The sequence below is a fragment of the Streptomyces sp. NPDC086080 genome, from assembly GCF_044540255.1.
Classification (GTDB): Bacteria; Actinomycetota; Actinomycetes; order Streptomycetales; family Streptomycetaceae; genus Streptomyces.
Genome location: NZ_JBITRU010000002.1, coordinates 397,297 through 418,034 on the forward strand (window position 1 = coordinate 397,297; position 20,738 = coordinate 418,034).

The 20,738-nt window shown below is 72.2% G+C and carries 15 protein-coding genes; 6 read left to right on the plus strand and 9 right to left on the minus strand.

The features are described from left to right. Positions 1–97: 97 nt before the first annotated feature. The 3 genes from ACIF9R_RS03895 to ACIF9R_RS03905 all read left to right on the plus strand — a co-directional run bounded on the left by ACIF9R_RS03895 (position 98) and on the right by ACIF9R_RS03905 (position 1,952). Positions 98–1,063 (plus strand): zinc-binding dehydrogenase, encoded by a 966-nt coding sequence (locus ACIF9R_RS03895; RefSeq protein WP_399973847.1) that lies wholly within the window; start codon positions 98–100, stop codon positions 1,061–1,063. 107 nt (positions 1,064–1,170) lie between these two features. Beyond that, positions 1,171–1,380: a helix-turn-helix domain-containing protein gene (locus ACIF9R_RS03900; RefSeq protein ID WP_399973848.1), complete on the plus strand. Its 210-nt coding sequence runs from the start codon at positions 1,171–1,173 to the stop codon at positions 1,378–1,380. Beyond that, positions 1,380–1,952 (plus strand): Clp protease N-terminal domain-containing protein, encoded by a 573-nt coding sequence (locus tag ACIF9R_RS03905; protein WP_399973851.1) that lies wholly within the window; start codon positions 1,380–1,382, stop codon positions 1,950–1,952. The genes ACIF9R_RS03900 and ACIF9R_RS03905 overlap by 1 nt, the downstream gene beginning before the upstream one ends. 51 nt (positions 1,953–2,003) lie before the next feature. On the opposite strand, the gene ACIF9R_RS03910 is transcribed toward ACIF9R_RS03905, so the two are convergent. The 7 genes from ACIF9R_RS03910 to ACIF9R_RS03940 form a co-directional block, all read right to left on the minus strand. Next, positions 2,004–3,050: a helix-turn-helix transcriptional regulator gene (locus tag ACIF9R_RS03910; RefSeq protein ID WP_399973853.1), complete on the minus strand. Its 1,047-nt coding sequence runs from the start codon at positions 3,048–3,050 to the stop codon at positions 2,004–2,006. 1 nt (position 3,051) lies between these two features. Continuing rightward, positions 3,052–3,963 (minus strand): DUF4097 family beta strand repeat-containing protein, encoded by a 912-nt coding sequence (locus tag ACIF9R_RS03915; protein WP_399973856.1) that lies wholly within the window; start codon positions 3,961–3,963, stop codon positions 3,052–3,054. Between the two features lie 632 nt (positions 3,964–4,595). Continuing rightward, positions 4,596–4,775, minus strand: a complete 180-nt coding sequence (locus ACIF9R_RS03920) for a DUF6104 family protein (protein ID WP_125504255.1) — start codon at positions 4,773–4,775, stop codon at positions 4,596–4,598. Between the two features lie 97 nt (positions 4,776–4,872). Continuing rightward, positions 4,873–8,697, minus strand: a complete 3,825-nt coding sequence (locus ACIF9R_RS03925; RefSeq protein ID WP_399973859.1) for a multifunctional oxoglutarate decarboxylase/oxoglutarate dehydrogenase thiamine pyrophosphate-binding subunit/dihydrolipoyllysine-residue succinyltransferase subunit — start codon at positions 8,695–8,697, stop codon at positions 4,873–4,875. Between the two features lie 291 nt (positions 8,698–8,988). Continuing rightward, positions 8,989–10,101 carry a sensor histidine kinase gene (locus ACIF9R_RS03930; protein ID WP_399973861.1) on the minus strand — a complete coding sequence of 371 codons (1,113 nt, stop codon included), beginning with the start codon at positions 10,099–10,101 and terminating at the stop codon, positions 8,989–8,991. Continuing rightward, positions 10,098–10,838 (minus strand): response regulator transcription factor, encoded by a 741-nt coding sequence (locus tag ACIF9R_RS03935; protein WP_399973864.1) that lies wholly within the window; start codon positions 10,836–10,838, stop codon positions 10,098–10,100. Before ACIF9R_RS03935 ends, ACIF9R_RS03930 begins: the two co-directional genes overlap by 4 nt. A gap of 125 nt (positions 10,839–10,963) precedes the next feature. After that, positions 10,964–11,671, minus strand: coding sequence for a spermidine synthase (locus ACIF9R_RS03940; protein ID WP_399973867.1), 708 nt, complete (start codon positions 11,669–11,671; stop codon positions 10,964–10,966). Between the two features lie 151 nt (positions 11,672–11,822). Between ACIF9R_RS03940 and lon the strand changes: the two genes are divergently transcribed. Continuing rightward, entirely contained in the window at positions 11,823–14,237 is a 2,415-nt protein-coding gene (gene lon, locus ACIF9R_RS03945; RefSeq protein ID WP_399973870.1) for an endopeptidase La, read from the plus strand. Between the two features lie 140 nt (positions 14,238–14,377). Here the strand turns inward: lon and ACIF9R_RS03950 are convergent, their stop codons facing one another. Next, positions 14,378–15,211 carry a lysozyme gene (locus ACIF9R_RS03950; RefSeq protein ID WP_399973872.1) on the minus strand — a complete coding sequence of 278 codons (834 nt, stop codon included), beginning with the start codon at positions 15,209–15,211 and terminating at the stop codon, positions 14,378–14,380. Between the two features lie 261 nt (positions 15,212–15,472). Here ACIF9R_RS03950 and ACIF9R_RS03955 point away from each other — a divergent pair, with 261 nt between their 5' ends. Next, positions 15,473–15,967 carry a MarR family winged helix-turn-helix transcriptional regulator gene (locus ACIF9R_RS03955; protein ID WP_399973875.1) on the plus strand — a complete coding sequence of 165 codons (495 nt, stop codon included), beginning with the start codon at positions 15,473–15,475 and terminating at the stop codon, positions 15,965–15,967. A 607-nt stretch (positions 15,968–16,574) separates the two neighbouring features. Here ACIF9R_RS03955 and ACIF9R_RS03960 read toward each other — a convergent pair. After that, entirely contained in the window at positions 16,575–17,369 is a 795-nt protein-coding gene (locus tag ACIF9R_RS03960; protein WP_399973878.1) for a hypothetical protein, read from the minus strand. A 407-nt stretch (positions 17,370–17,776) separates the two neighbouring features. Between ACIF9R_RS03960 and ACIF9R_RS03965 the strand changes: the two genes are divergently transcribed. Next, positions 17,777–20,738 (plus strand): nitrate- and nitrite sensing domain-containing protein (locus ACIF9R_RS03965; RefSeq protein ID WP_399973881.1); only part of this gene is annotated, 2,962 nt, incomplete at its 3' end.

Below are 20,738 nucleotides of genomic sequence, written 5' to 3' on the forward strand. Positions count from 1 at the left end.
CGCCGCGGCTGTCCGGCCGCGGGCGATGTGGCAAGAGGGTGTGTGTCACAGAGGGCCGTGGTTCCCCCGGCGGGGCGGGGAACCTATCGTCAAGGTCATGTTCGCTGTCTACGCCGCCCGAATCGACCGCGACCAGCCGCTCAACGGTCTGGAGCTCGGGGAGCGTCCCGCTCCCGAGTCCCGGCCCGGCTGGAGCACCGTCACCGTCAAGGCCGCCTCCCTCAACCACCATGACCTCTGGTCCCTGCGCGGCGTCGGCCTCGCGGAGGACAAGCTGCCGATGATCCTCGGCTGCGACGCCGCGGGCGTCGACGCGGACGGCAACGAGGTCGTCCTGCACTCGGTGATCGGACAGACTGGTCACGGAGTGGGGCCCAGGGAACCCCGGTCCATCCTGACCGAGCGCTACCCGGGCACCTTCGCCGAGCAGGTCGCCGTGCCCACCTGGAACGTCCTGCCCAAGCCGAAGGAGCTCTCCTTCGAGGAGGCCGCCTGTCTGCCGACCGCCTGGCTGACGGCGTACCGGATGCTGTTCACCAACGCCGGGGTCCGGCCCGGTGACTCCGTACTGGTGCAGGGGGCCGGCGGCGGTGTCGCGACGGCCGCCATCGTGCTGGGCAAGGCCGCCGGGCTGCGGGTCTTCGCCACCAGCCGGGACGAGGCCAAGCGCAAGCGGGCGCTGGAGCTCGGCGCCGTGGAGGTGGTGGAGCCCGGTGCGCGGCTGCCGCAGCGGGTCGACGCCGTCATCGAGACCGTGGGGGCCGCCACCTGGTCCCACTCGGTGAAGTCGCTGCGCCCCGGCGGCACGCTGGTGATCTCCGGAGCCACCAGTGGCGACCGGCCCTCGCACGCCGAGCTGACCCGGGTCTTCTTCCTGGAGTTGAAGATCGTCGGGTCGACCATGGGGACCAAGGACGAGTTGGAGGACCTGCTCTCCTTCTGCGCCGTCACGGGTGTACGTCCCGTCATCGACGAGGTGCTGCCGATGGACCGGGCGCGGGAGGGATTCGAGCGGATGGAGTCCGGGGGGCAGTTCGGGAAGATCGTCCTCACCGCTCCCTGAGAAGCGGGGCTTTCGCCGACGGCCGGTCCGGGGTTCCGGGCCGGCCGTCGGCATGCCAACTGTCAATTGGGGTTGACGGTGAGCGGGTGTCAATGTAAGTTGACATCATGACTGAGGCAACCGACCTCGCCGAGCGGGCGGGTGACCGCGACCCGCGGGTCGGCCTGCGGGCCGTCGCCGCGCTGCGCAAGCTGCTGGAGCAACTGGAGGCCGTGCAGGTGCGCAACGCGCGCCATCAGGGCTGGTCGTGGCAGGAGATCGCCGCCGAACTCGGGGTGAGCAGGCAGGCCGTGCACAAGAAGTACGGGAGGCACTGATGTTCGAACGGTTCACGAAGGACGCCCGGGATGTGGTGAAGGGGGCGGTCGCCCACGCGGAGCGGGCGGGCGTGCGAAGCGTCGGCGCCGAGCATCTGCTGCTGGCCCTGCTCGACCGGGAGGGCAGCCGGGTCTCCTTCGCGCTGGCGGCCCTCGGGCTCGACGGACGGCGGGAGTCCGTACGGGAGGCGCTGGAGAGCGCGTGGCGGCGGGGCGGGCTGACCCAGGCCGAGACCGACGCCCTTGCCGGGCTGGGAATCGATGTGCCGGAGATCGTGGCCCGGGTGGAGGAGGCGCACGGAGCCGGGGCGCTGTCCGGCGGCCGGAAGGGAGGGGGCGGCAGCCGGTGGTCGGGGCACCGTCCCTTCGAACAGGGGGCCAAGGACATCCTGACCGGGGCCCTGCGCGCCGCCACCGCCCTGCGGGACCGGCACATCGGCGACCAGCACATCCTGCTCGCCCTCACCACCCGCCCTGGCGTTCCCGCCGAGGTCCTCGCCGACCACGGAGTCACCTACGAGTCCCTGACCCGGGTGCTGTACGGGAGCGGTGGCGAGGCCGAGGCGAGCTGACGCGGATTGAGGGCGGATTGAGGACGGGATGACGGTGGGGCTGACGGCGGCTCAGGTCTTCGGGGTGCGCAGGATCGCCCCGATCCGGGCCGCGGCCGTGGACAGATGGCCGCGGGCGTCGCGGAGCTGGTCCGCGGTGACTCCATGGTCGCGGGCGGTGTCCCGGATGTCGTCCCGGAAGCGGTCCAGCAGCCGGTCCAGGTCGCGGGCCGGGTCCCCGGTGGAGTCCGCGGGGTCCCCGTGGGCCCAGGCCGGAGCGCAGTCGGCGGGGAAGTCGCCGGGGGTCTCGGAGTACTCCGCCTCGGAGGGCTTGCCGGAGGGTCCCGTGCCGCTGCGGCCGAACGCGAAGTCCTTGCCGAACTCGCTCATCTCCTTGGCGAGTTCGCCGAGACCCTCACGCAGTCCCGTCGGCCAGTCGCCCCGGGTGAAGTGGTCCTGGACCTGCTCCTGAACCTGCCGCATGATGCGCTGCACCTCCTCCTGCGCCTTGTCCTGGGCCTCCTTGGCCTGGCGGCGGGCACGCTGGGCCTCCTCGCGGGAGCGGCGGCTCTCGTCCTTGGCGCGCCGGGCCTGTTCCTTCCACTCCTGCTTGGCGCGGCGCATCTCCTCCTTGGCGGCGCGCCAAGCGTCCTTGTCACCGAAGACCGTGAAGTCACCCAGGAGGCTCTCGTCCTCGGCGGATGCGTCGTGGGCGCGGGAGTGGCGGGACTGGCGGGCCTTGCCGGCCGCCGCCCGCATCTCACGGCGCAGATCACCGGCGGCGCCGCTGACGTCGGCCCGGATCTCGGCGGCCAGTTCGGCGACCGAGTCCCGGATCTCCAGCTCCAGGTCGGCCAGCTCACCGCTGCGGTCGGCCAGTTCGGCGCGGCCGGCGTCCGTGATGGCGTACACCTTGCGGCCGCCCTCGGTGGTGTGGGTGACCAGGCCTTCCGCCTCCAGCTTGGCCAGGCGCGGGTAGACCGTGCCCGCCGAGGGTGCGTACAGACCCTGGAAGCGCTCTTCGAGGAGGCGGATCACCTCGTAGCCGTGACGCGGGGCCTCGTCCAGCAGCTTCAGCAGGTAGAGGCGGAGGCGTCCGTGGGCGAAGACGGGGGGCATGTCAGAGCACCTTCTTGTCGGTCGGGCCGGCGTTGTCTCCCGCGTCGGCCCGCGGGTCCGGCTCGTCCGGCTGGCCAGGGCGGCCCGGGCGGTCCGGCTCGTCCTCCCCGGGTGGGCGGCGCAGCAGGGCTATGGAGCCGGAGACGGTGGTGGCGCGCAGTCTGCCGCTGCCCGCGCCCAGCCGGCCGGTGAGCTTGTGGGCGCCCCACTGGCCCTGCACCCGGAGACTGTCGAAGGCGTTGGAGATCGCGCCGCTGGCGGTGTTGGCCTCGACCTCGGCGTCCGCCGGATCGGGCAGCCGGATGGCGATCTCGCCCGAGACGCTGGTCAGTTTCACGTCCGTGGGGCGGCCGTCGGGATCGAGGTCCACGATCATGGAGCCGCTGACGGTGTCCGCCCGTACGGAGGGGCCGGAGCCCTCGACGACGGTGAGGTCGCCGGAGACGGAGGCGAAGCGGAGGTCGCCGGTGACGGACTGGGCCTCCACGTTGCCCGACACCGTGTCCGCGCGGACCGGGCCGGAGAGCGCGACCAGGGTGGTGTCGCCGGCGACGCCCTTCACCGCGGCGGGGCCGCGGATGCCGGAGACGACGGCGGTGGCGCCGACCACGCCGACCTCGACGCGGGTCTGGGCGGGGACGGCGAGGGAGACCACCGCGCTGCGGCGCCAGCCCTTGCGGTCGAGCCACTTGAGGAAGCCCTTCCAGGGCAGGTCGTCGTAGGCCACCGTGAGGGTGCCGTCCTTCTGGGTGACCATCAGGGGAGGGCCGTCGATCTCGGAGACCTCCAGGTGGGCGGAACCTTCGTCGGTACCCACCACGTTCACCGTGCCGTTGACGATGCGTACGTGGAGTTCGGTCACGGGGGCGTCGAAGGTGAGCTTGGTGGGCTCCGCTACGGACGACTCGGGCATGGTGACGACCTCCTGGGAAGCCCGGTGGCGTGACGCGGCATATCGCGTCTTACGTGATTCACGATATATCGCGGTGGGGGAAAGTCAAGGCACTCGATGGGGTGAGCCGGGGCTTGTCGGGAGCGCGGGGTGGGGCTGGGTGGCTGGGGTGCGCGCGGTGGTGGTGCGTGTTGGTGCTGGGCGGGGGGTGTTTGCGCAGCCCGGCGTTTGCGGGGTGCCGTCGCGCCCACCCGTGCCGCCCCAGCGGCACGACTGCCCGCGGCTGCGCGCGGCTGTGCGCGGGGCTGTGCGGGGTTGACCGGGGTGCGGGGTCGGGGCTGGGCGGGGGGTGTTTGCGCAGCCCGGCGCTTGCGGGGTGCCGTCGCGCCCACCCGTGCCGCCCCAGCGGCACGACTGCCCGCGGGTGCGGGGTGCCGACTGCCCGCGGGTGCGGTGGGGGGCGCGGGTGCGGGCGTTGAGGGCGGTGCCCGGTGCGTCACGTGGGGGCTTGGACGTGGTCATGTCCGGGCGGCCCGGCCGTTGGGGGTGCCCAGGGTCCCCGGGCGCCGGGACCGGAGGGTTACTCGTCGTCCAGGCGTTCCACCGCGACCTCGAAGTCGGGGTTGAGGTCGACGAACGTCCTCACCGGAGGGCTACTCGTCGTCCTCGTCGTCCAGGCGGGCCAGCCAGGTGGCCAGGCGTTCCACCGGGACCTCGAAGTCGGGGTTGAGGTCGACGAACGTCCTCAGATGCTCGGCCAGCCACTCGAAGGTGACCTCCTCCTCGCCGCGCCGCTTCTCCAGTTCCTCGATGCCACGGTCCGTGAAGTACATGGGGACAAGGATATGCGCGGCGAAAACGGGTGGGCCGCACCCCCCGGGAAGAGGGGTGCGGCCCACCTGTTACGACTGCCGGTGACGTCCCGGAGGGCTACGCCTCGAAGACCTCGCGCACCAGCTGCTCCTGCTCGGCCTGGTGGCGCTTGGCGGAGCCGACCGCGGGCGACGAGCCGTGCGGCCGCGAGATGCGGCGCAGACGCTCGTCGTGCGGGAGGTCGGCGCCGACCGCCAGGTCGAGGTGGTCGATCAGGTTGAGCGCGATGAACGGCCAGGCACCCTGGTTCGCCGGCTCCTCCTGGGCCCACAGGTACTTCTCGGCGTTCGGGTACTTCTTGATCTCCGCCTGGAGCTCGGCACCCGGCAGCGGGTACAGGCGCTCGATACGGATGATCGCCGTGTCCGTCGCGCCGCGCTTCCGCCGCTCGGCCTCCAGGTCGTAGTAGACCTTGCCGGCGGTGAAGACGACCTTCCTGACCGCGGCCGGATCGACCGAGGCGTCGCCGATGACCGGGCGGAACTGGCCCGAGGTGAACTCCTCCGCCTTCGCCGCCGCGGCCTTCAGACGCAGCATCGACTTCGGTGTGAAGACGACCAGCGGCTTGTGGTGCGGGTTGTGCGCCTGCCAGCGCAGGAGGTGGAAGTAGTTCGACGGCGACGTCGGCATCGCGACCGTCATGTTGTTCTGGGCGCAGAGCTGCAGGAAGCGCTCCGGACGGGCGGAGGAGTGGTCCGGGCCCTGGCCCTCGTAGCCGTGCGGGAGGAGCAGGACCACACCGGAGGTCTGGGCCCACTTCTGCTCCGCCGAGGAGATGAACTCGTCCACGACCGTCTGCGCGCCGTTGACGAAGTCACCGAACTGCGCCTCCCACAGCACGAGCGCGTCGGGGCGGGCCAGCGAGTAGCCGTACTCGAAGCCCATCGCCGCGTACTCGGACAGCAGGGAGTTGTAGACGTTCAGCCGCGCCTGGTCCTCGGAGAGGTACTGCAGCGGCGTGTACTCCTCGCCCGTGCTGCGGTCGATGATGACCGCGTGGCGCTGGCCGAAGGTGCCGCGCTGGGAGTCCTGGCCGGCGAGGCGCACCGGGACGCCCTCCAGGAGCAGCGAGCCAAAGGCGAGGGTCTCGCCCATGCCCCAGTCGATGGTGCCGTCCTCGACCATCGTCGCCCGGCGCTGCAGCTGGGGCAGCAGACGCGGGTGGACGGTGATGTGGTCGGGGATGTTCACCTGGGACTCGGCGATCCGCTTGACGGTCTCCGTGGTCACCGCGGTGTTCACGGCGACCGGGAACTCGGCCTGCGGCTCCGAGGTCTCGACCGTGGCCGGCTGCGACGTGGCCTCACGGACCTCCGTGAAGACCTTCTCCAGCTGGCCCTGGTAGTCCTGCAGCGCCTGCTCGGCCTCTTCCAGGGTGATGTCGCCGCGACCGATGAGGGACTCGGTGTAGAGCTTGCGCACCGAGCGCTTCTTGTCGATCAGGTCGTACATCAGCGGCTGGGTGAAGGCCGGGTTGTCCGACTCGTTGTGACCGCGACGGCGGTAGCAGATGAGGTCGATCACCACGTCCTTGTTGAACGCCTGGCGGAACTCGAAGGCCAGGCGCGCGACGCGCACGACGGCCTCCGGGTCGTCGCCGTTCACGTGGAAGATCGGGGCCTCGATCATGCGGGCCACGTCGGTGGCGTACATCGAGGAGCGCGAGGACTCCGGCGCCGCCGTGAAGCCGACCTGGTTGTTGATGACGACGTGGACCGTGCCGCCGGTGCGGTAGCCGCGCAGCTGCGACATGTTCAGGGTCTCGGCCACCACGCCCTGGCCCGCGAAGGCCGCGTCGCCGTGGATCGCCACCGGCAGGACGGTGAAGTCCGTGCCGCCCTTGCCGATGATGTCCTGCTTGGCGCGGGCGACGCCCTCCAGGACCGGGTCCACCGCCTCCAGGTGCGAGGGGTTGGCGACCAGGGAGACCTTGATCTGCTCGCCGTCCAGGCCGGTGAAGGTGCCCTCGGCGCCCAGGTGGTACTTCACGTCACCGGAGCCGTGCATCGACTTCGGGTCGAGGTTGCCCTCGAACTCGCGGAAGATCTGCGCGTACGACTTGCCCACGACGTTGGCCAGCACGTTCAGCCGGCCGCGGTGGGCCATGCCGATGACGACCTCGTCCAGGCGGGACTCGGCCGCCGAGTCCAGCACCGCGTCGAGCAGCGGGATGACGGACTCGCCGCCCTCCAGGGAGAAGCGCTTCTGGCCGACGTACTTGGTCTGCAGGAAGGTCTCGAACGCCTCCGCCGCGTTCAGCCGGCGCAGGATGCGCAGCTGCTCCTCGCGCTCGGGCTTGGTGTGCGAGCGCTCGATGCGGTCCTGGATCCACTTGCGCTGCTTGGGGTCCTGGATGTGCATGAACTCGACACCGGTGGTGCGGCAGTACGAGTCGCGCAGCACGCCGAGGATGTCGCGCAGCTTCATCAGGGACTTGCCCGCGAAGCCGCCGACGGCGAACTCGCGCTCCAGGTCCCACAGAGTGAGGCCGTGCTCGACGATGTCCAGGTCGGGGTGCTTGCGCTGGCGGTACTCCAACGGGTCGGTGTCGGCCATGACGTGGCCGCGGACCCGGTAGGAGTGGATCAGCTCGAAGACCCGGGCGGCCTTGGTGACGTCGTCGTCGTGGGAGGCGTCGATGTCCCTGAGCCAGCGGACCGGCTCGTAGGGGATGCGCAGCGCCTCGAAGATCTCGTCGTAGAAGCCGTTCTCGCCGAGCAGGAGGTTCGCCACCGAGCGGAGGAACTCGCCGGAGGCGGCGCCCTGGATCACCCGGTGGTCGTAGGTCGACGTGAGCGTCATGACCTTGGAGATGCCGAGCTTGTTCAGCGTGTCCTGGCTGGTGCCCTGGAACTCCGCCGGGTAGTCCATGGAGCCGACGCCCAGGATGACCGACTGGCCGGGCATCAGGCGCGGCACGGAGTGGACGGTGCCGAGGCCGCCGGGGTTGGTCAGGGAGACCGTCACACCGGTGAAGTCGTCCATCGTCAGCTTGTTGTCGCGGGCGCGACGGACGATGTCCTCGTAGGCCTGCCAGAACTCGAAGAAGTTCAGCGTCTCGGCCTTCTTGATGGCCGCGACGACCAGCTGGCGGTCGCCGTTGGGCTTCACCAGGTCGATGGCCAGACCGAGGTTGACGTGCTCCGGCTTCACCAGGGTCGGCTTGCCGTCCACCCGGGCGAACGAGTGGTTCATCGCCGGCATGGCCTTGATGGCCTGCACCATCGCGTAGCCGATGAGGTGGGTGAAGGAGATCTTCCCGCCCCGGGCCCGCTTGAGGTGGTTGTTGATGACGATGCGGTTGTCGAACAGCAGCTTCACCGGGACCGCGCGCACGGATGTGGCCGTGGGGAGTTCCAGGGAGGCGTCCATGTTCTTCGCCACGGCGGCGGACGGGCCGCGCAGGGTCACCTGCTCGGGGCCGGTCTTCGCCTCGCCGGAGGGCTCGGCCTTGGGCGCCGCCTTCGGTGTGGCCGCCGCCGGCTTCGCGGCGGGGGCGGCCTTCGCCGGAGCGGCGGCCTGGGCCGGGGTCCTGGCGGGTGCCGGGGCGGCGGCGGGTGCCGGGGCGGCGGCGGCGGGCCGCGCGGCCGCCGGGACGGGCGCGGCGGGCTGGACCGGAGCGGCCGGGCGGGCCGGAGCGGTGGAGGTCCCCGCGGCCCCCGCGGCCGCGTTACCTACCGGAGCCGAGGTCGCAGGCGCGCCCGGCTTGTAGTCGGCGAAGAAGTCCCACCAGGCTCGGTCCACCGAGTTCGGGTCCTGGAGGTACTGCTGGTAGATCTCGTCGACGAGCCATTCGTTGGCACCGAAGGCCGCAGCGGGGTTCTTGCCCGCTTGGTCGGTGTCGGTCGAGATGCTCGAGTTACTGGGGGACTGTGGCGACACGGCGTCAACCGCCCTCTTCCGCTTCGCAAGATGATGGACAGCGGAAATAAAGGCTACGCCCCCGAGAGCGGGAAGGTCAGGCCGGGCCCGTTCATCGTCGCGTAAGTCACATCCCCGCTGGTGTTTCGGCGCAGGAAATGGCGGGAAACAAGCGAGGTTCCGGTTCTTCCGGCGGCTTCGGGGATCGCCCGGCCACGACCCGACGCGCAGCTCACGCGGGCCTGTGCCTGATCACACGTGCCCGTCAGCGGTAACACGGACGGATCGTGCGACTCCGCTTCGAACTTTACGTCAACTTGGTACGGATGACGCTCCCGGAAGAGTGATGAGAATCCGGCATCCCCGCTCGGATTCGGCCACTCCGATCCGGCCTCCGTGCAGATCCACGGCCCAGCGGGCGATCGCGAGGCCGAGACCGGTGCCGCCGTCGCTGCCCGGGCCGTGCGGCCGGTTGACGTTGCCGCGGTTGAACCGCTCGAAGACCCGGTGCCACTCGGCCCGCGGAATGCCCGGCCCCTCGTCCAGCACCTCGAGCTCCAGGGAGTCCGGCCGGTCGCCGCGCCGCGCCCGGACGGTCACCCGGCCGTGCGGCGGACTGTGCTTGACCGCGTTGTCGATCAGGTTGGAGACGACCTGATGGATGCGCTCCGGGTCGGCGAGCGCGGTGAGCTCCGGCGGCGAGACGTCGAGGTGCAGATGGACGTCCGTACGGGTGTGACTGCCGGACCCGGAGGCCATGCCCGCGCGGGCGGAGGCGACCATGTTGGCCTCCTTGAGCACGCCGGACAGATACGGCCAGACCTCGAAGCGGCGCTTCTTCAGCGGGACGACCCCGTTGTCCAGGCGGGACAGGTCCAGGAGCGTCTCCACGAGGCGTCCCAGCCGCTCGGTCTGCTTCAGGGCCGTGCGCATCGTCTCGGGGTCGGCCCGGGTGACGCCGTCGACGATGTTCTCCAGCACCGCGCGCAGCCCCGCGATGGGGGTGCGCAGCTCGTGCGAGACGTTGGCCACCAGCTCCTTGCGCCGGAGGTCCTGGGCCTCCAGCTCGTCCGCCATGACGTTGATCGTCTGGGCCAGGTCGCCCAGCTCGTCCCGGCGGTTCTCGCGCACCCGGCGGGTGTAGTCACCGTGCGAGATGGACCGGGCCACGGCGTTCATGTCGTCGAGCGGCGCGGTGAGCGAGTGGGCCACGAACTGGGTGATGAGGAGAGTGGCGATCATCGAGAAGACCGTGATGAAGCGCAGCTCCGTCTTGGTGTTCACGGCGACCACCGACAGTCCCGTGGTGATCAGGACGGAGGCGACGACCAGCGCACCCAGTTTGGTCTTGATCGAGAACGGCCGTAGGCCGCCCCAGGGCTGGGAGTCCCCGGGGCCCCCGCGGCCGGGCGGCCCGCCGGTCATGGGTTCGGCGTCTCCAGGGCGTAGCCCACACCGTGCACGGTACGGATCCGCTCGGCGCCGATCTTCCGGCGCAGCGCCTTGATGTGGCTGTCGACGGTGCGGGTGCCGGAGGCGTCCGCCCAGTCCCAGACCTCGGCCAGCAGCTGCTCGCGCGAGAGGACCGCGCGGGGTGTGTTCGCCAGGCACACCAGGAGGTCGAACTCGGTGGGCGTCAGATGGACGTCCTCGCTGCGCACGCGCACCCTGCGCTGTGCGTGGTCGACCTCCAGCTCGCCGAGGCGGAGTATGCCGCTGCGCGGCGTGGTGGCCGCGAGGGCCGCGCGCTCCATGCGGCGCAGCAGCACATGCACGCGTGCCGCCAGCTCCCGCATGGAGAACGGCTTCGTCATGTAGTCGTCGGCGCCGACGCCCAGTCCGACCAGCATGTCGGTCTCGTCGTCCCGCGCGGTGAGCATCATGACCGGCACCGGCCGCTGGGCCTGCACGCGCCGGCAGACCTCCAGGCCGTCGAAGCCGGGCAGCATGATGTCGAGGATCAGCAGGTCGGGCTGCCATGCCTCTGCCGTGTCCACCGCGGACGGGCCGTCGCCCGCCGTTTGCACCAGAAATCCTTCGGCGCGAAGGCGGGTCGCGATGGCGTCCACGATCGTCGCGTCGTCCTCGACCACCAGGATCCGGCGCTGTGCGCCGGGTGTGGTCGCCGCCGTGCCGTTGTGGGAGGTCTGTGTCTGCTCCATCGCCCGCCCCTGAGGTGTGCTTTTTCCGGAATCCGTGGGGTGATCCGTCGTCTGCGCATCACTGCGATTGACGCTTGAATGATCCGTGTCAGGGCAGCAGCGTACGGGGATTCACCGCGGCTTTGCTATCCAGGGCGGACGCCGATGTGCACGACGTCCGGAACGCCCCGGGCAACGGGGATCTCTTCGGTACGCACCTGCCGGAATCCGGCATTCCGCAAGGTTCCCTCGAATTCCGGGGACGGTTTGGCCGACCAGACCGCGAGCACCCCGTGCGGATTCAGCACCCTTGCGCAGGCCGCCAGTCCGGCCGGTGAATACAGCCCCTCGTTGTCCTCGGTGACGGTCCAGTCGGGCCCGTTGTCGATATCGAGGCACAGCGCGTCAAATGTGTCGGACGTCTCATGGACGTACGCGACGAGGTCCGTCTCGACGATCTCCGTGCGGGGGTCGGCGAGAGCCCGCGCGGAGAGCTCGGACAGCGGTCCCGCGCGGTGCCACTCGATGATGGCCGCTTCCCGCTCCACCACGGTGATCCGCCCCCACCGGGGCTGTCCCGCCGCGTGTGCGAGCGAGAAGCCCACCCCGAGACCGCCGATCAGGACCCGCGGGTCCGTGACGCGCGCGTCGAGAGCGGCCAGCGCGGCATCGACCAGCCGCCGTTCCGAACGGCCGTCGGAGGTGTCCATCAGGAAGCAGCCGTTGGCGATGATCTGCAGCAGGCCGCCGTGCCTGCGCAGCGCGACCTCGCCGTACGGACCCTCGCGGCGGTCCAGGACTTCCGGGACTTCAAGGACTTCGGGGACTTCGGGAATGTCGTACGGGGTGGACATGCGTTCATCCTGGCAGCTCCGTTTCCGGGGGCGGCCACTGCTTCCGCACCCCGATGTGACGATCGCTCAGAGCGAACGCGCCCTCGGGAACATTCGGCGCTTCCCCTGCATTGAGTCGGCATAGCTCAACTTGACTGCCGAAGGGGAGATCATGGCTACTGAGTCCACACCGCTCGCCCTGCCTGTGCTGCCGCTCGACGACGAGGTCGTGCTGCCCGGGATGGTGGTTCCGCTGGACCTGAGCGATTCCGAGGTGCGCGCCGCGGTGGAGGCCGCCCAGGCCGCCGCCCGCACGGACCCCGGCAAGCCCAAGGTGCTGCTGGTGCCGCGCGTCGACGGGACCTACGCCGGTACGGGCGTGCTCGGCACGGTCGAGCAGGTGGGCCGGCTGGCCGACGGTGACCCGGGCGCCCTGATCCGCGGCCGGGGCCGCGTGCGCATCGGCGCCGGGACCACCGGGCCGGGCGCGGCGCTGTGGGTGGAGGGCACGCGGACCGACGAGAGCGTGCCCGAGCCGCTTCCGGGACATGTGACCGAACTCGTCACGGAGTACAAGGCCCTCGCCACCGCCTGGCTGCGCAAGCGCGGCGCCTGGCAGGTCGTCGACCGGGTCCAGGCCATCGACGACGTCTCCGCGCTCGCCGACAACTCGGGCTACTCGCCTTTCCTGACCACCGAGCAGAAGGTCGCCCTGCTGGAGACCACCGACCCGGTGGCCCGGCTGAAGCTCGCCACCCAGCAGCTGCGCGATCACCTCGCCGAGCAGGATGTCGCCGAGACCATCGCCAAGGACGTCCAGGAGGGCGTCGACAAGCAGCAGCGCGAGTTCCTGCTGCGCCGCCAGCTGGAGGCCGTCCGCAAGGAGCTTCGCGAGCTCAACGGAGAGCAGGAGGGCGAGGAGTCCGACGACTACCGCGCCCGCGTGGAGGCCGCCGACCTGCCGGAGAACGTCCGCGCGGCCGCGCTCAAGGAGGTCGACAAGCTGGAGCGGTCCTCCGACCAGTCGCCCGAGGGTTCCTGGATCCGCACCTGGCTCGACACGGTCCTGGAGATGCCGTGGAACGAGCGCACCGAGGACGCGTACGACATCCGGGGCGCCCAGGCGGTCCTGGACGCCGAGCACGCGGGCCTGGAGGACGTGAAGGAGCGGATCACCGAATACCTGGCGGTGCGCAAGCGGCGCAGCGACCGGGGACTCGGGGTCGTCGGCGGCCGGCGCGGAGGCGCCGTGCTCGCCCTGGTCGGCCCGCCCGGCGTCGGCAAGACCAGCCTCGGTGAGTCCGTCGCCCACGCGATGGGCCGCAAGTTCGTCCGCGTCGCCCTCGGCGGGGTCCGCGACGAGGCCGAGATCCGCGGCCACCGCCGTACCTACGTCGGCGCGCTGCCCGGCCGGATCGTGCGGGCGGTCAAGGAAGCCGGTTCGATGAACCCGGTCGTCCTGCTCGACGAGATCGACAAGGTCGGCTCCGACTTCCGCGGCGACCCGGCCGCGGCCCTGCTCGAAGTCCTCGACCCGGCGCAGAACCACACCTTCCGGGACCACTACCTGGAGGTCGAACTCGACCTGTCCGACGTCGTGTTCCTCGCGACGGCCAACGTCCTCGAAGCCATCCCGGAGGCCCTGCTCGACCGTATGGAGCTGGTCCGCCTCGACGGCTACACCGAGGACGAGAAGGTCGTCATCGCCCGCGACCACCTGCTCCCGCGCCAGCTGGAGCGCGCGGGGCTGGACCGGGACGAGGTGACGATCGACGAGGGCGCGCTGCGCAAGCTGGCCGGCGAGTACACGCGCGAGGCGGGCGTGCGGACCCTGGAGCGGTCCATCGCGCGGCTGCTGCGCAAGATCGCGGCCCGGCACGAGCTGGGCGAGCGGGAGCTGCCCCTCACCGTCACCGAGGGAGATCTGCGGGACCTGATCGGCCGGCCGCACCACGTGCCCGAGTCCGCCCAGGACCCGGCCGAGCGCCGTACCGCCGTCCCCGGTGTCGCGACCGGGCTCGCGGTCACCGGCGCGGGCGGAGACGTCCTCTATGTGGAGGCGTCCCTCGCCGACCCGGAGACGGGCGCGTCGGGGCTCACCCTGACCGGCCAGCTGGGTGACGTGATGAAGGAGTCCGCGCAGATCGCGCTGAGCTTCCTGCGCAGTCACGGCGCCGAACTGGAGCTCCCGGTGGGCGACCTGAAGGACCGGGGCGCGCACATCCACTTCCCGGCGGGCGCGGTGCCCAAGGACGGTCCGAGCGCGGGCGTCACCATGACCACCGCCCTGGCCTCGCTGCTCTCCGGCCGGCTGGTCCGCACCGATGTGGCGATGACCGGTGAGGTCTCGCTGACCGGGCGGGTGCTGCCGATCGGTGGGGTGAAGCAGAAGTTGCTCGCCGCGCACCGCGCGGGCATCACCACGGTGATCATCCCCAAGCGCAACGAGCCGGACCTGGACGACGTCCCGGCGGAGGTGCTGGACAAGCTCGACGTCCACGCCGTCACCGACGTCCGCCAGGTGCTGGAGCTGGCGCTGTCGCCGGCCGTGAACGGCGCGGCGCCGGAGGTTCCGGTCGCCGCGTGACGGAGGCGGCCGGAAAGAGGAGCCCGGGTTCCGTGAGGGAGACCCGGGCTTTCTCCTGCCCGGGACCGGACCGGACCGGACCTGATCAGGGTCGGGGTCGGGGTCGGGCAGACCCGGGCATCCTCCTGCCCGGGAGCGGGTCAGCCGGCCGCGAAGGTCCGCAGCAGGTCGGGGGTGCCGTTGAAGCGGTCGTGGTCGCCGACGGTGGGACCGGTCGAGGTGTACTGCCACATCGTGTAGGCGCTCCAGCCCGCGGGCAGTTCACCCGCGGTGGAGGCGTAGCGGGCGATCCACAGCGGCGTGGTGGGGGCGAAGCCCGCGTAGTTGCCGGTGCACTGCGTCCACCAGCTGGTGGCCGTGTAGAGGACGGCGTCCCGCCCGGTGCGGGCCCGGTACCGGTCCAGGAAGTCGCGGATCCAGCTCACCATCGCGGTGGGGGACTTGCCGTAGCAGGCGTCCCCGTACGGGTTCCACTCGATGTCCAGCACACCCGGCAGGGTGCGCCCGTCGGCGGACCAGGCGCCGCCGCGGTCCACGAAGTAGTCCGCCTGGGCGGCACCGCTCGCCGTGTCGGGGGTGGCGAAGTGGTAAGCGCCGCGGATCATGCCGACGTCGTAGGAGCCGTTGTACTGCTGGGAGTGGTACGGGTTGGTGTAGTAGGTGCCCTCCGTGGCCTTGGCGTAGGCCCACCGGACCCCGCTGTTCCACAGGGTCGGCCAGGCCACGTTGCCCTGGTGGCTGGAGACGTCCACGCCCTCCGTCTGGGTGGAGCGCGCGGTGGGGAGGCCGCCCTGGCCGTCGTGGGCGACGACGCCCATGCCCATGTGGGCCGAGCCGCGCGGCGGAACGGTGGGAGCGGCTCCGTCCGCGACGGCCGCGCGGGGGAGGGCGAGGACCGCGAGCAGGACCGCCGCGGCGGTCGTGAGCGCAGGTATACGGGCGAGTCCGGATCGTGCGGATCTGTGTACGGGCATGACGCATCTCCGAAGGTCGGCGGGGGCGAAACGGGAAGGGGCCCACAGCGCACGTAGTGGGCATGTCACGTAATCGCCTGAGAGAGAAATGGCCCGCGTGGACCGCGACGGCGGGCGGACCGGCCTCCCCCACCGCCCGGAGGGCGTGGGAGGTGCCCCCAGCTGTCATTGGTCCATGCCTGCGAAATACTGGTGGAGCCGCGGGGGCGCCGCCACTTGGCGGGAGGCCTTCGGAACGGGAAGAACGAGGCAGGGGCAGACGTGCACGAAGACGGAACGGGCGGCGGGGAACGCCCCGCCGCGCCGGGGCCCGAGTCCGACCGGGAACACCCCGGATTCCTCGCGCTGGAACGGGAGTTGACCGTGCTGCTGCGGCGTGCCCGGGCCAGTCAGGGGGAGATGGCCCGCGCGGTCCACCCCGACCTGGAGCCGTCCGCGTACGGGCTGCTGGTCCGTCTGGATGAGTGCGGCCGTCAGCGGGCCACCGAGCTGGCCGGCTACATCGGCGTCGGCAAGGCGACGATGTCCCGTCAGCTGCGCGCGCTGGAGGAGCTCGGGCTCGTCGGCCGCGAGCCGGATCCCGCCGACGGCCGCGCCTGGCTGGTCGCCCTCACCGAGGAGGGGAAGCATCGGGTGAGCAGGGTCCGCGAGGCCCGCCGCGAGCGGTACGCCGGCCGGCTCGCCGACTGGGACCCGACGGAGGTCACCGAACTCGCCCGGCTGCTGGGCCAGCTGAACCGGGGGATGGAGAACTAGCGCACCTGGCCTCGGGCGGCCGGCCGCAGGCCCCGGGCCCCGGGCACCGGCTGGCGGGCACCGGGCCGCGGGTCCCGGATCCCAGGCGCCGAGCTCCGTGCCGGGCCGGCGGGCACCGGGCCGCAGGTCCCAAGTCTCGGGCGGCGGGTCCGGAGCTCTGTGCCCGGCCGGCGGGCATCGGGCGGCGGGTCCCGAGCCACGGGCGCCGAGCCCCGCGTCCGGCTGGCGGGCACCGGGCCGCGGGCCGCGGGTCCCAAGTCCCGGGCGCCGAGCCCCGAGCTCCGTGCCCGGCCGGCGGACACGGGCCACGGGCCGCAGGCACCGGTTGGCGGGCGCCGAGCCCCGAGCTCCGTGCCGGGCCGGCGGGCACCGGGCCGCGGGGCCCAAGTCCCGGGTGCCGAGCCCCGCGTCCGGCCGGCGGACACTGGGCCACGGGCTACGGGTCCCGAGCCGGGGGTCACGGGCCACGGGCCACGGTCGGCGGGCCGCAGGCACCGGGCACCGGGCCACGAGCCACGGCCGGTGGGCCGCAGGCGTCGTGCGTCGTGCGATGCCGCTTCCGGGGCGCGCCGCAGGGGGGCCGCTCCCGGGCCGTCGCGTGGTGCCGCTAACGGGTCGAGAGGTCCGCGTAGATCACCGTTGCGTCGTCGTGCGTCTTGCCCCGGAGTGGCGGGACCCGGTTCGCCTCCGCGCGCTCCAGGCTCCGTACGCGGTCCACCAGGGAGCGTGGGCCCTCCTCGCGGATCAGGGTGACACAGTCCGTCCAGTCACCCTCGTGGAACCTCTCCACCCAGCGGGCCGCACCGTCCGTCAGTGCGGCCAGGGCGCGCACCTCGCCGCGCGGGAGTGAACCGGTGACCGCGCGGGAGGCCACCGAGGGATCCGCCGCCGCGGTGAAGAAGCCGCCCTCCTTGTTGCGCAGCGTGGCGTCCACCCGGGCGTGGTGGGCCAGAGCCGAGCGGGGCAGCCGGTCCAGCCGGTCGTCCAGGAACGGGGTGACCGTGCCGTCGGGGGACTCGGCGAGCAGGACCGCGTCGGACAGCACCAGGTAGTCCACCGAGACCGGGGACCAGCGGGCCACCGCGACCGTTGCCTGAGGTGTACGGGGGTGAGAAAGGTCACAGGTTGCCGCATGGCTCGCCGCGGTACGCGCAAGGGCGCGGGACAGCAGTTCGGTGAGGGGAACATCCGGGAGGGAAACGGTCAGTTCGGTCAGTGCGCCGCCCAGCCGGGCGGTGAACCAGGGCACGGAATGGAGACAGCCGCCTCCGTCACCCGGCGGGGTGACCCCGTCCAGTACCACGAGTGCGCCGCCCCGCCCGGAGGCCGGGAGTCCGACGCTCGCGAAGTCCTCATTGGGGCGCGCGGGATCACCGGGCTCCGAAACAAGCTCAGTACGCATCCGGCCAGTCTGCACGAGCTCTCCACAAGGACCGCAAAAGGCGGGCAACCACCGCCGGATCCTCGCTGCAGCCCAGGTCAGCCGCCTGGTTTGCGATGTATTGCGGCGCTCCGGGAAGGCGTGGCGGCGAATCCTGCCACCGCCCGCCGCAGACGTCCAACCGGCGTGCCGGGCGGGGCCGTCGCACGGCGGGGCGGAACTTGCCCCTCAACTCACGTCCGGGGTTCACTCCTTCGAGTGGCGGGCCAGGTGATGCGCATCCACTGTCCACGGGCACTGGGAGGGTCGGGGAGCGATGGAGGCGCCTTGCTGCCCGAACGCGGTCAGAAGCCCGGTGTGAACGCCCGCACCCGTTGACGGAGCGTCACCCGGGCCCACGGGTACACGAGTCAGGAATGCGAGCACCGGTGCAGAAGATGCGGCCTCGTCGCAAAGGCAAGCAGACGGCGCCCACGGGGGACACGGAGCGGACGCCCACCGTCGGCAGGGGCCGTCCCACCCATGTGCGCAACCGGCTCATCGTCGCCGTGGCCGTGGTGGCCGCCGCGATAGCGGGCGCCGGGGCACCGTCCGTGATCGCCGCCTCCGGGCAGCTCAGCGACTCGCAGGACCTGGTGACGCTCGCCGAGCGGACCCAGGACTCCCTCGCCCTCGCGCACTCCCTCGCGGACGAGCGCGACGACGTCGTCCCCTACATCGCGGCCGGCCGCCCCAAGTCCAAGGCGCCCTCCGAGGAGCACAGCGCCCGGGTCGACCGGCAGGTCGAGGAACTGCGCGCCGACACCGACACCTCGGACATGCTGCGCGAGGAGCTCGACGCCGTCGCGGCCGTACGGAGAGCGGCGCTCACGGGGAAGATCAGTGCTCTCGAAGCGCATCAGGCGTACTCCTCCGCCATCACCCAGCTGCACCGGCTCGCGCAGCAGCTGGCGGAGCTGACCCCGCCCCGGGCCGGCTCCGGCACGCATGCGCTCGCCGAGCTGGACTCCGCCGTCCACCAGGCCGCCGCCACCCGTGGACTGCTGCTCGCCGCGCTGAACGTGCCGAGCACCACGGAGACCGTGATCGACCCGATCACCGGCCTGCCGACCACGTCCACCACCTCCTCGGACGCCGACGCCGAGCAGCGCGACGCGCTGACCGCCGCCGCGCTCCAGGCCCGGCTGCGTTCCGACGCGGCCCTCGCCGACTTCCGCGACGGCGCGCCCCAGACCGCCCGCGCCTCCTACGACTCCACGGTCAACGGCCCCGAGGTCGACTCCGCCGAGAAGTACCTCGCACGTCTCACCGACAAGCCGTCCCTCTCCGACTCCGAGCTCGACACCAGCACCAAGAAGCTGCGGGCCGCGCTCACCGCGCGGGTCGAGACGATGCGCGGAGTGGAGTCGGCGCTCTTCGAGAAGCGTGCCAAGGACCTCGCCCAGCTGCGTGACGACGACGTCACCGAGCTGGAGATCCGGGTCGCCGTCCTCGGCGCCCTGATGCTGCTCGCGGTCGGCATCGCCACGGCGATGGCCCGCACGCTCACCCGGCCGCTGTCCGTGCTGCGCCGGGGCTCCGCCCGTCTCGCCGGGGCGGAGGACCTCGCGGCTCAGGAGCCGGTCGCCTTCACCGGCCGCAACGACGAGTTCGCGCAGGTCGTCCGGTCCGTCAACGCCCTGCACGCGCATGCCGCCCAGCTCGCCGAGCGGATCGCCACCCTGGAGGCCGACCGCAAGCATCTCGTCGCCCAGCGGCAGAAGATGGCGGACGCCCGCGAGGAGTTGCGCACCGAACTGTCCGAGTCCGCGGCCCAGCTGGAGAAGCTGCGGGCCGGCATCGGCGGTACCTTCGTCAACCTGGCGCTGCGCACGCTCGGCCTGGTGGAGCGGCAACTCGGCGTCATCGAGGGCCTGGAGGAACGCGAGGACGACCCCGACCGGCTCGCCACCCTCTTCAAGCTCGACCACTTCGCCACCGTCATGCGCCGGCACAGCGAGAACCTGCTCGTCCTCGCCGGCAGCGAGAACGGCCGGCACACGGCGGGTCCGGTCCCGCTGGTCGATGTCGTACGGGCCGCGGTCAGCGAGATCGAGCGGTACGACCGGGTCAGGATCGCCGCGCTGCCGCCGCACGCGCACATCGCCGGATTCGCGGCGGACGACCTGTCCCACCTGCTGGCCGAACTCATGGAGAACGCCACGGCGTTCTCCCCGCCCGACCTGCCCGTCGAGGTCTCCGGCTGGCTGCTGGAGAACGGCGAGGTGATGCTCTCCGTCCAGGACGAGGGCATCGGCATGGCCGGCGACCGGCTGGAGCGGCTCAACGCCCGGCTGTCCGACTTCGACCCGGAGGCCACGTACGACGCGGAGGCCGAGGACGGTCTGGGCCTCGGCCTGTACGTGGTGGCCAGGCTCGCCCACCGGCACGGTGTCCGGGTCCGGCTGCGCGAGCAGAAGCAGGGCGGTGTCGCGGCGGTCGTCGTCCTCCCCGAGCCCATGCTGGCCCCCGCAGCTCCCACCGCGGTCCCCACGTCGGTCTCCGGCGCGTCCTCCACCGTCTCCCTCCCGGGCGCGGACGCCGAGGCCAACTCCAACGTCCTGCACGGTCGCACGGAGCCGGGCGACCCGCTGGTCACCCTGGCGGAGAAGGCGGTACGCGGCAGCGAATCGGCCGACGCGCGGCCCACGCCCGGCCGCCCGGAGGGCGGCGAGGAGCCGGCTCCGGCGTGGCCCGGGCCGGGGCACGCGGGCCAGGTGGCCGGAGAGGCGGACGCCCTCACGGGCGAGGCGCCGGCGGGCCGCCCGCAGCCGCCCGCGCCGAACGCCGGGAAGGAGCCGGAGACGGTTTCCTCCGAGCAGCCCACACCGGGCCGTACGAACGGCTCCGGGCCCGCGGAGGCCCGCGCGGGCGGCGACGCCCCGGTAAGCCGCCCCAGCAGCGAGGACGACCCCGCACCGGCTCCCGTCGACGGGCCGGAACCCGCTCGCACGGACGCGTTTGCGTCCGAGGGTACGGGCGTCGTGGCGGAGGACCGTGCGGCGGACGCTGTGGCGGGTTGCGCCGGGGCGTCCGCGTCCGGCGGCGTGGCTGAGTCCGGCGCGGCTCGTGGGACGGGCCTGGAGCCGGGTGGTGCGGAGGAGCCGGCGTCCGAGGGTACGGGCGTCGTGGCGGAGGACCGTGCGGCGGACGCTGTGGCGGGTCGCGCCGGTGCGTCCGCGTCCGGCGGCGTGGCCGAGTCCGGCGCGGCTCGTGGGACGGGCCTGGAGCCGGGTGGTGCGGAGGAGCCGGCGCCCGAGGGTACGGGCGTCGTGGCGGAGGACCGTGCGGCGGACGCTGTGGCGGGTCGCGCCGGTGCGTCCGCGTCCGGCGGCGTGGCCGAGTCCGGCG

Coding starts and splice junctions, on each gene's coding strand:
- ACIF9R_RS03930 (WP_399973861.1), bottom strand. CDS start 10,101: ATGACCGGCGGGCCGCCCGGCCGCGGGGGCCCCGGGGACTCCCAGCCC.
- ACIF9R_RS03915 (WP_399973856.1), bottom strand. CDS start 3,963: ATGCCCGAGTCGTCCGTAGCGGAGCCCACCAAGCTCACCTTCGACGCC.
- lon (WP_399973870.1), top strand. CDS start 11,823: ATGGCTACTGAGTCCACACCGCTCGCCCTGCCTGTGCTGCCGCTCGAC.
- ACIF9R_RS03905 (WP_399973851.1), top strand. CDS start 1,380: ATGTTCGAACGGTTCACGAAGGACGCCCGGGATGTGGTGAAGGGGGCG.
- ACIF9R_RS03920 (WP_125504255.1), bottom strand. CDS start 4,775: ATGTACTTCACGGACCGTGGCATCGAGGAACTGGAGAAGCGGCGCGGC.
- ACIF9R_RS03950 (WP_399973872.1), bottom strand. CDS start 15,211: ATGCCCGTACACAGATCCGCACGATCCGGACTCGCCCGTATACCTGCG.
- ACIF9R_RS03960 (WP_399973878.1), bottom strand. CDS start 17,369: ATGCGTACTGAGCTTGTTTCGGAGCCCGGTGATCCCGCGCGCCCCAAT.
- ACIF9R_RS03910 (WP_399973853.1), bottom strand. CDS start 3,050: ATGCCCCCCGTCTTCGCCCACGGACGCCTCCGCCTCTACCTGCTGAAG.
- ACIF9R_RS03895 (WP_399973847.1), top strand. CDS start 98: ATGTTCGCTGTCTACGCCGCCCGAATCGACCGCGACCAGCCGCTCAAC.
- ACIF9R_RS03900 (WP_399973848.1), top strand. CDS start 1,171: ATGACTGAGGCAACCGACCTCGCCGAGCGGGCGGGTGACCGCGACCCG.
- ACIF9R_RS03935 (WP_399973864.1), bottom strand. CDS start 10,838: ATGGAGCAGACACAGACCTCCCACAACGGCACGGCGGCGACCACACCC.
- ACIF9R_RS03940 (WP_399973867.1), bottom strand. CDS start 11,671: ATGTCCACCCCGTACGACATTCCCGAAGTCCCCGAAGTCCTTGAAGTC.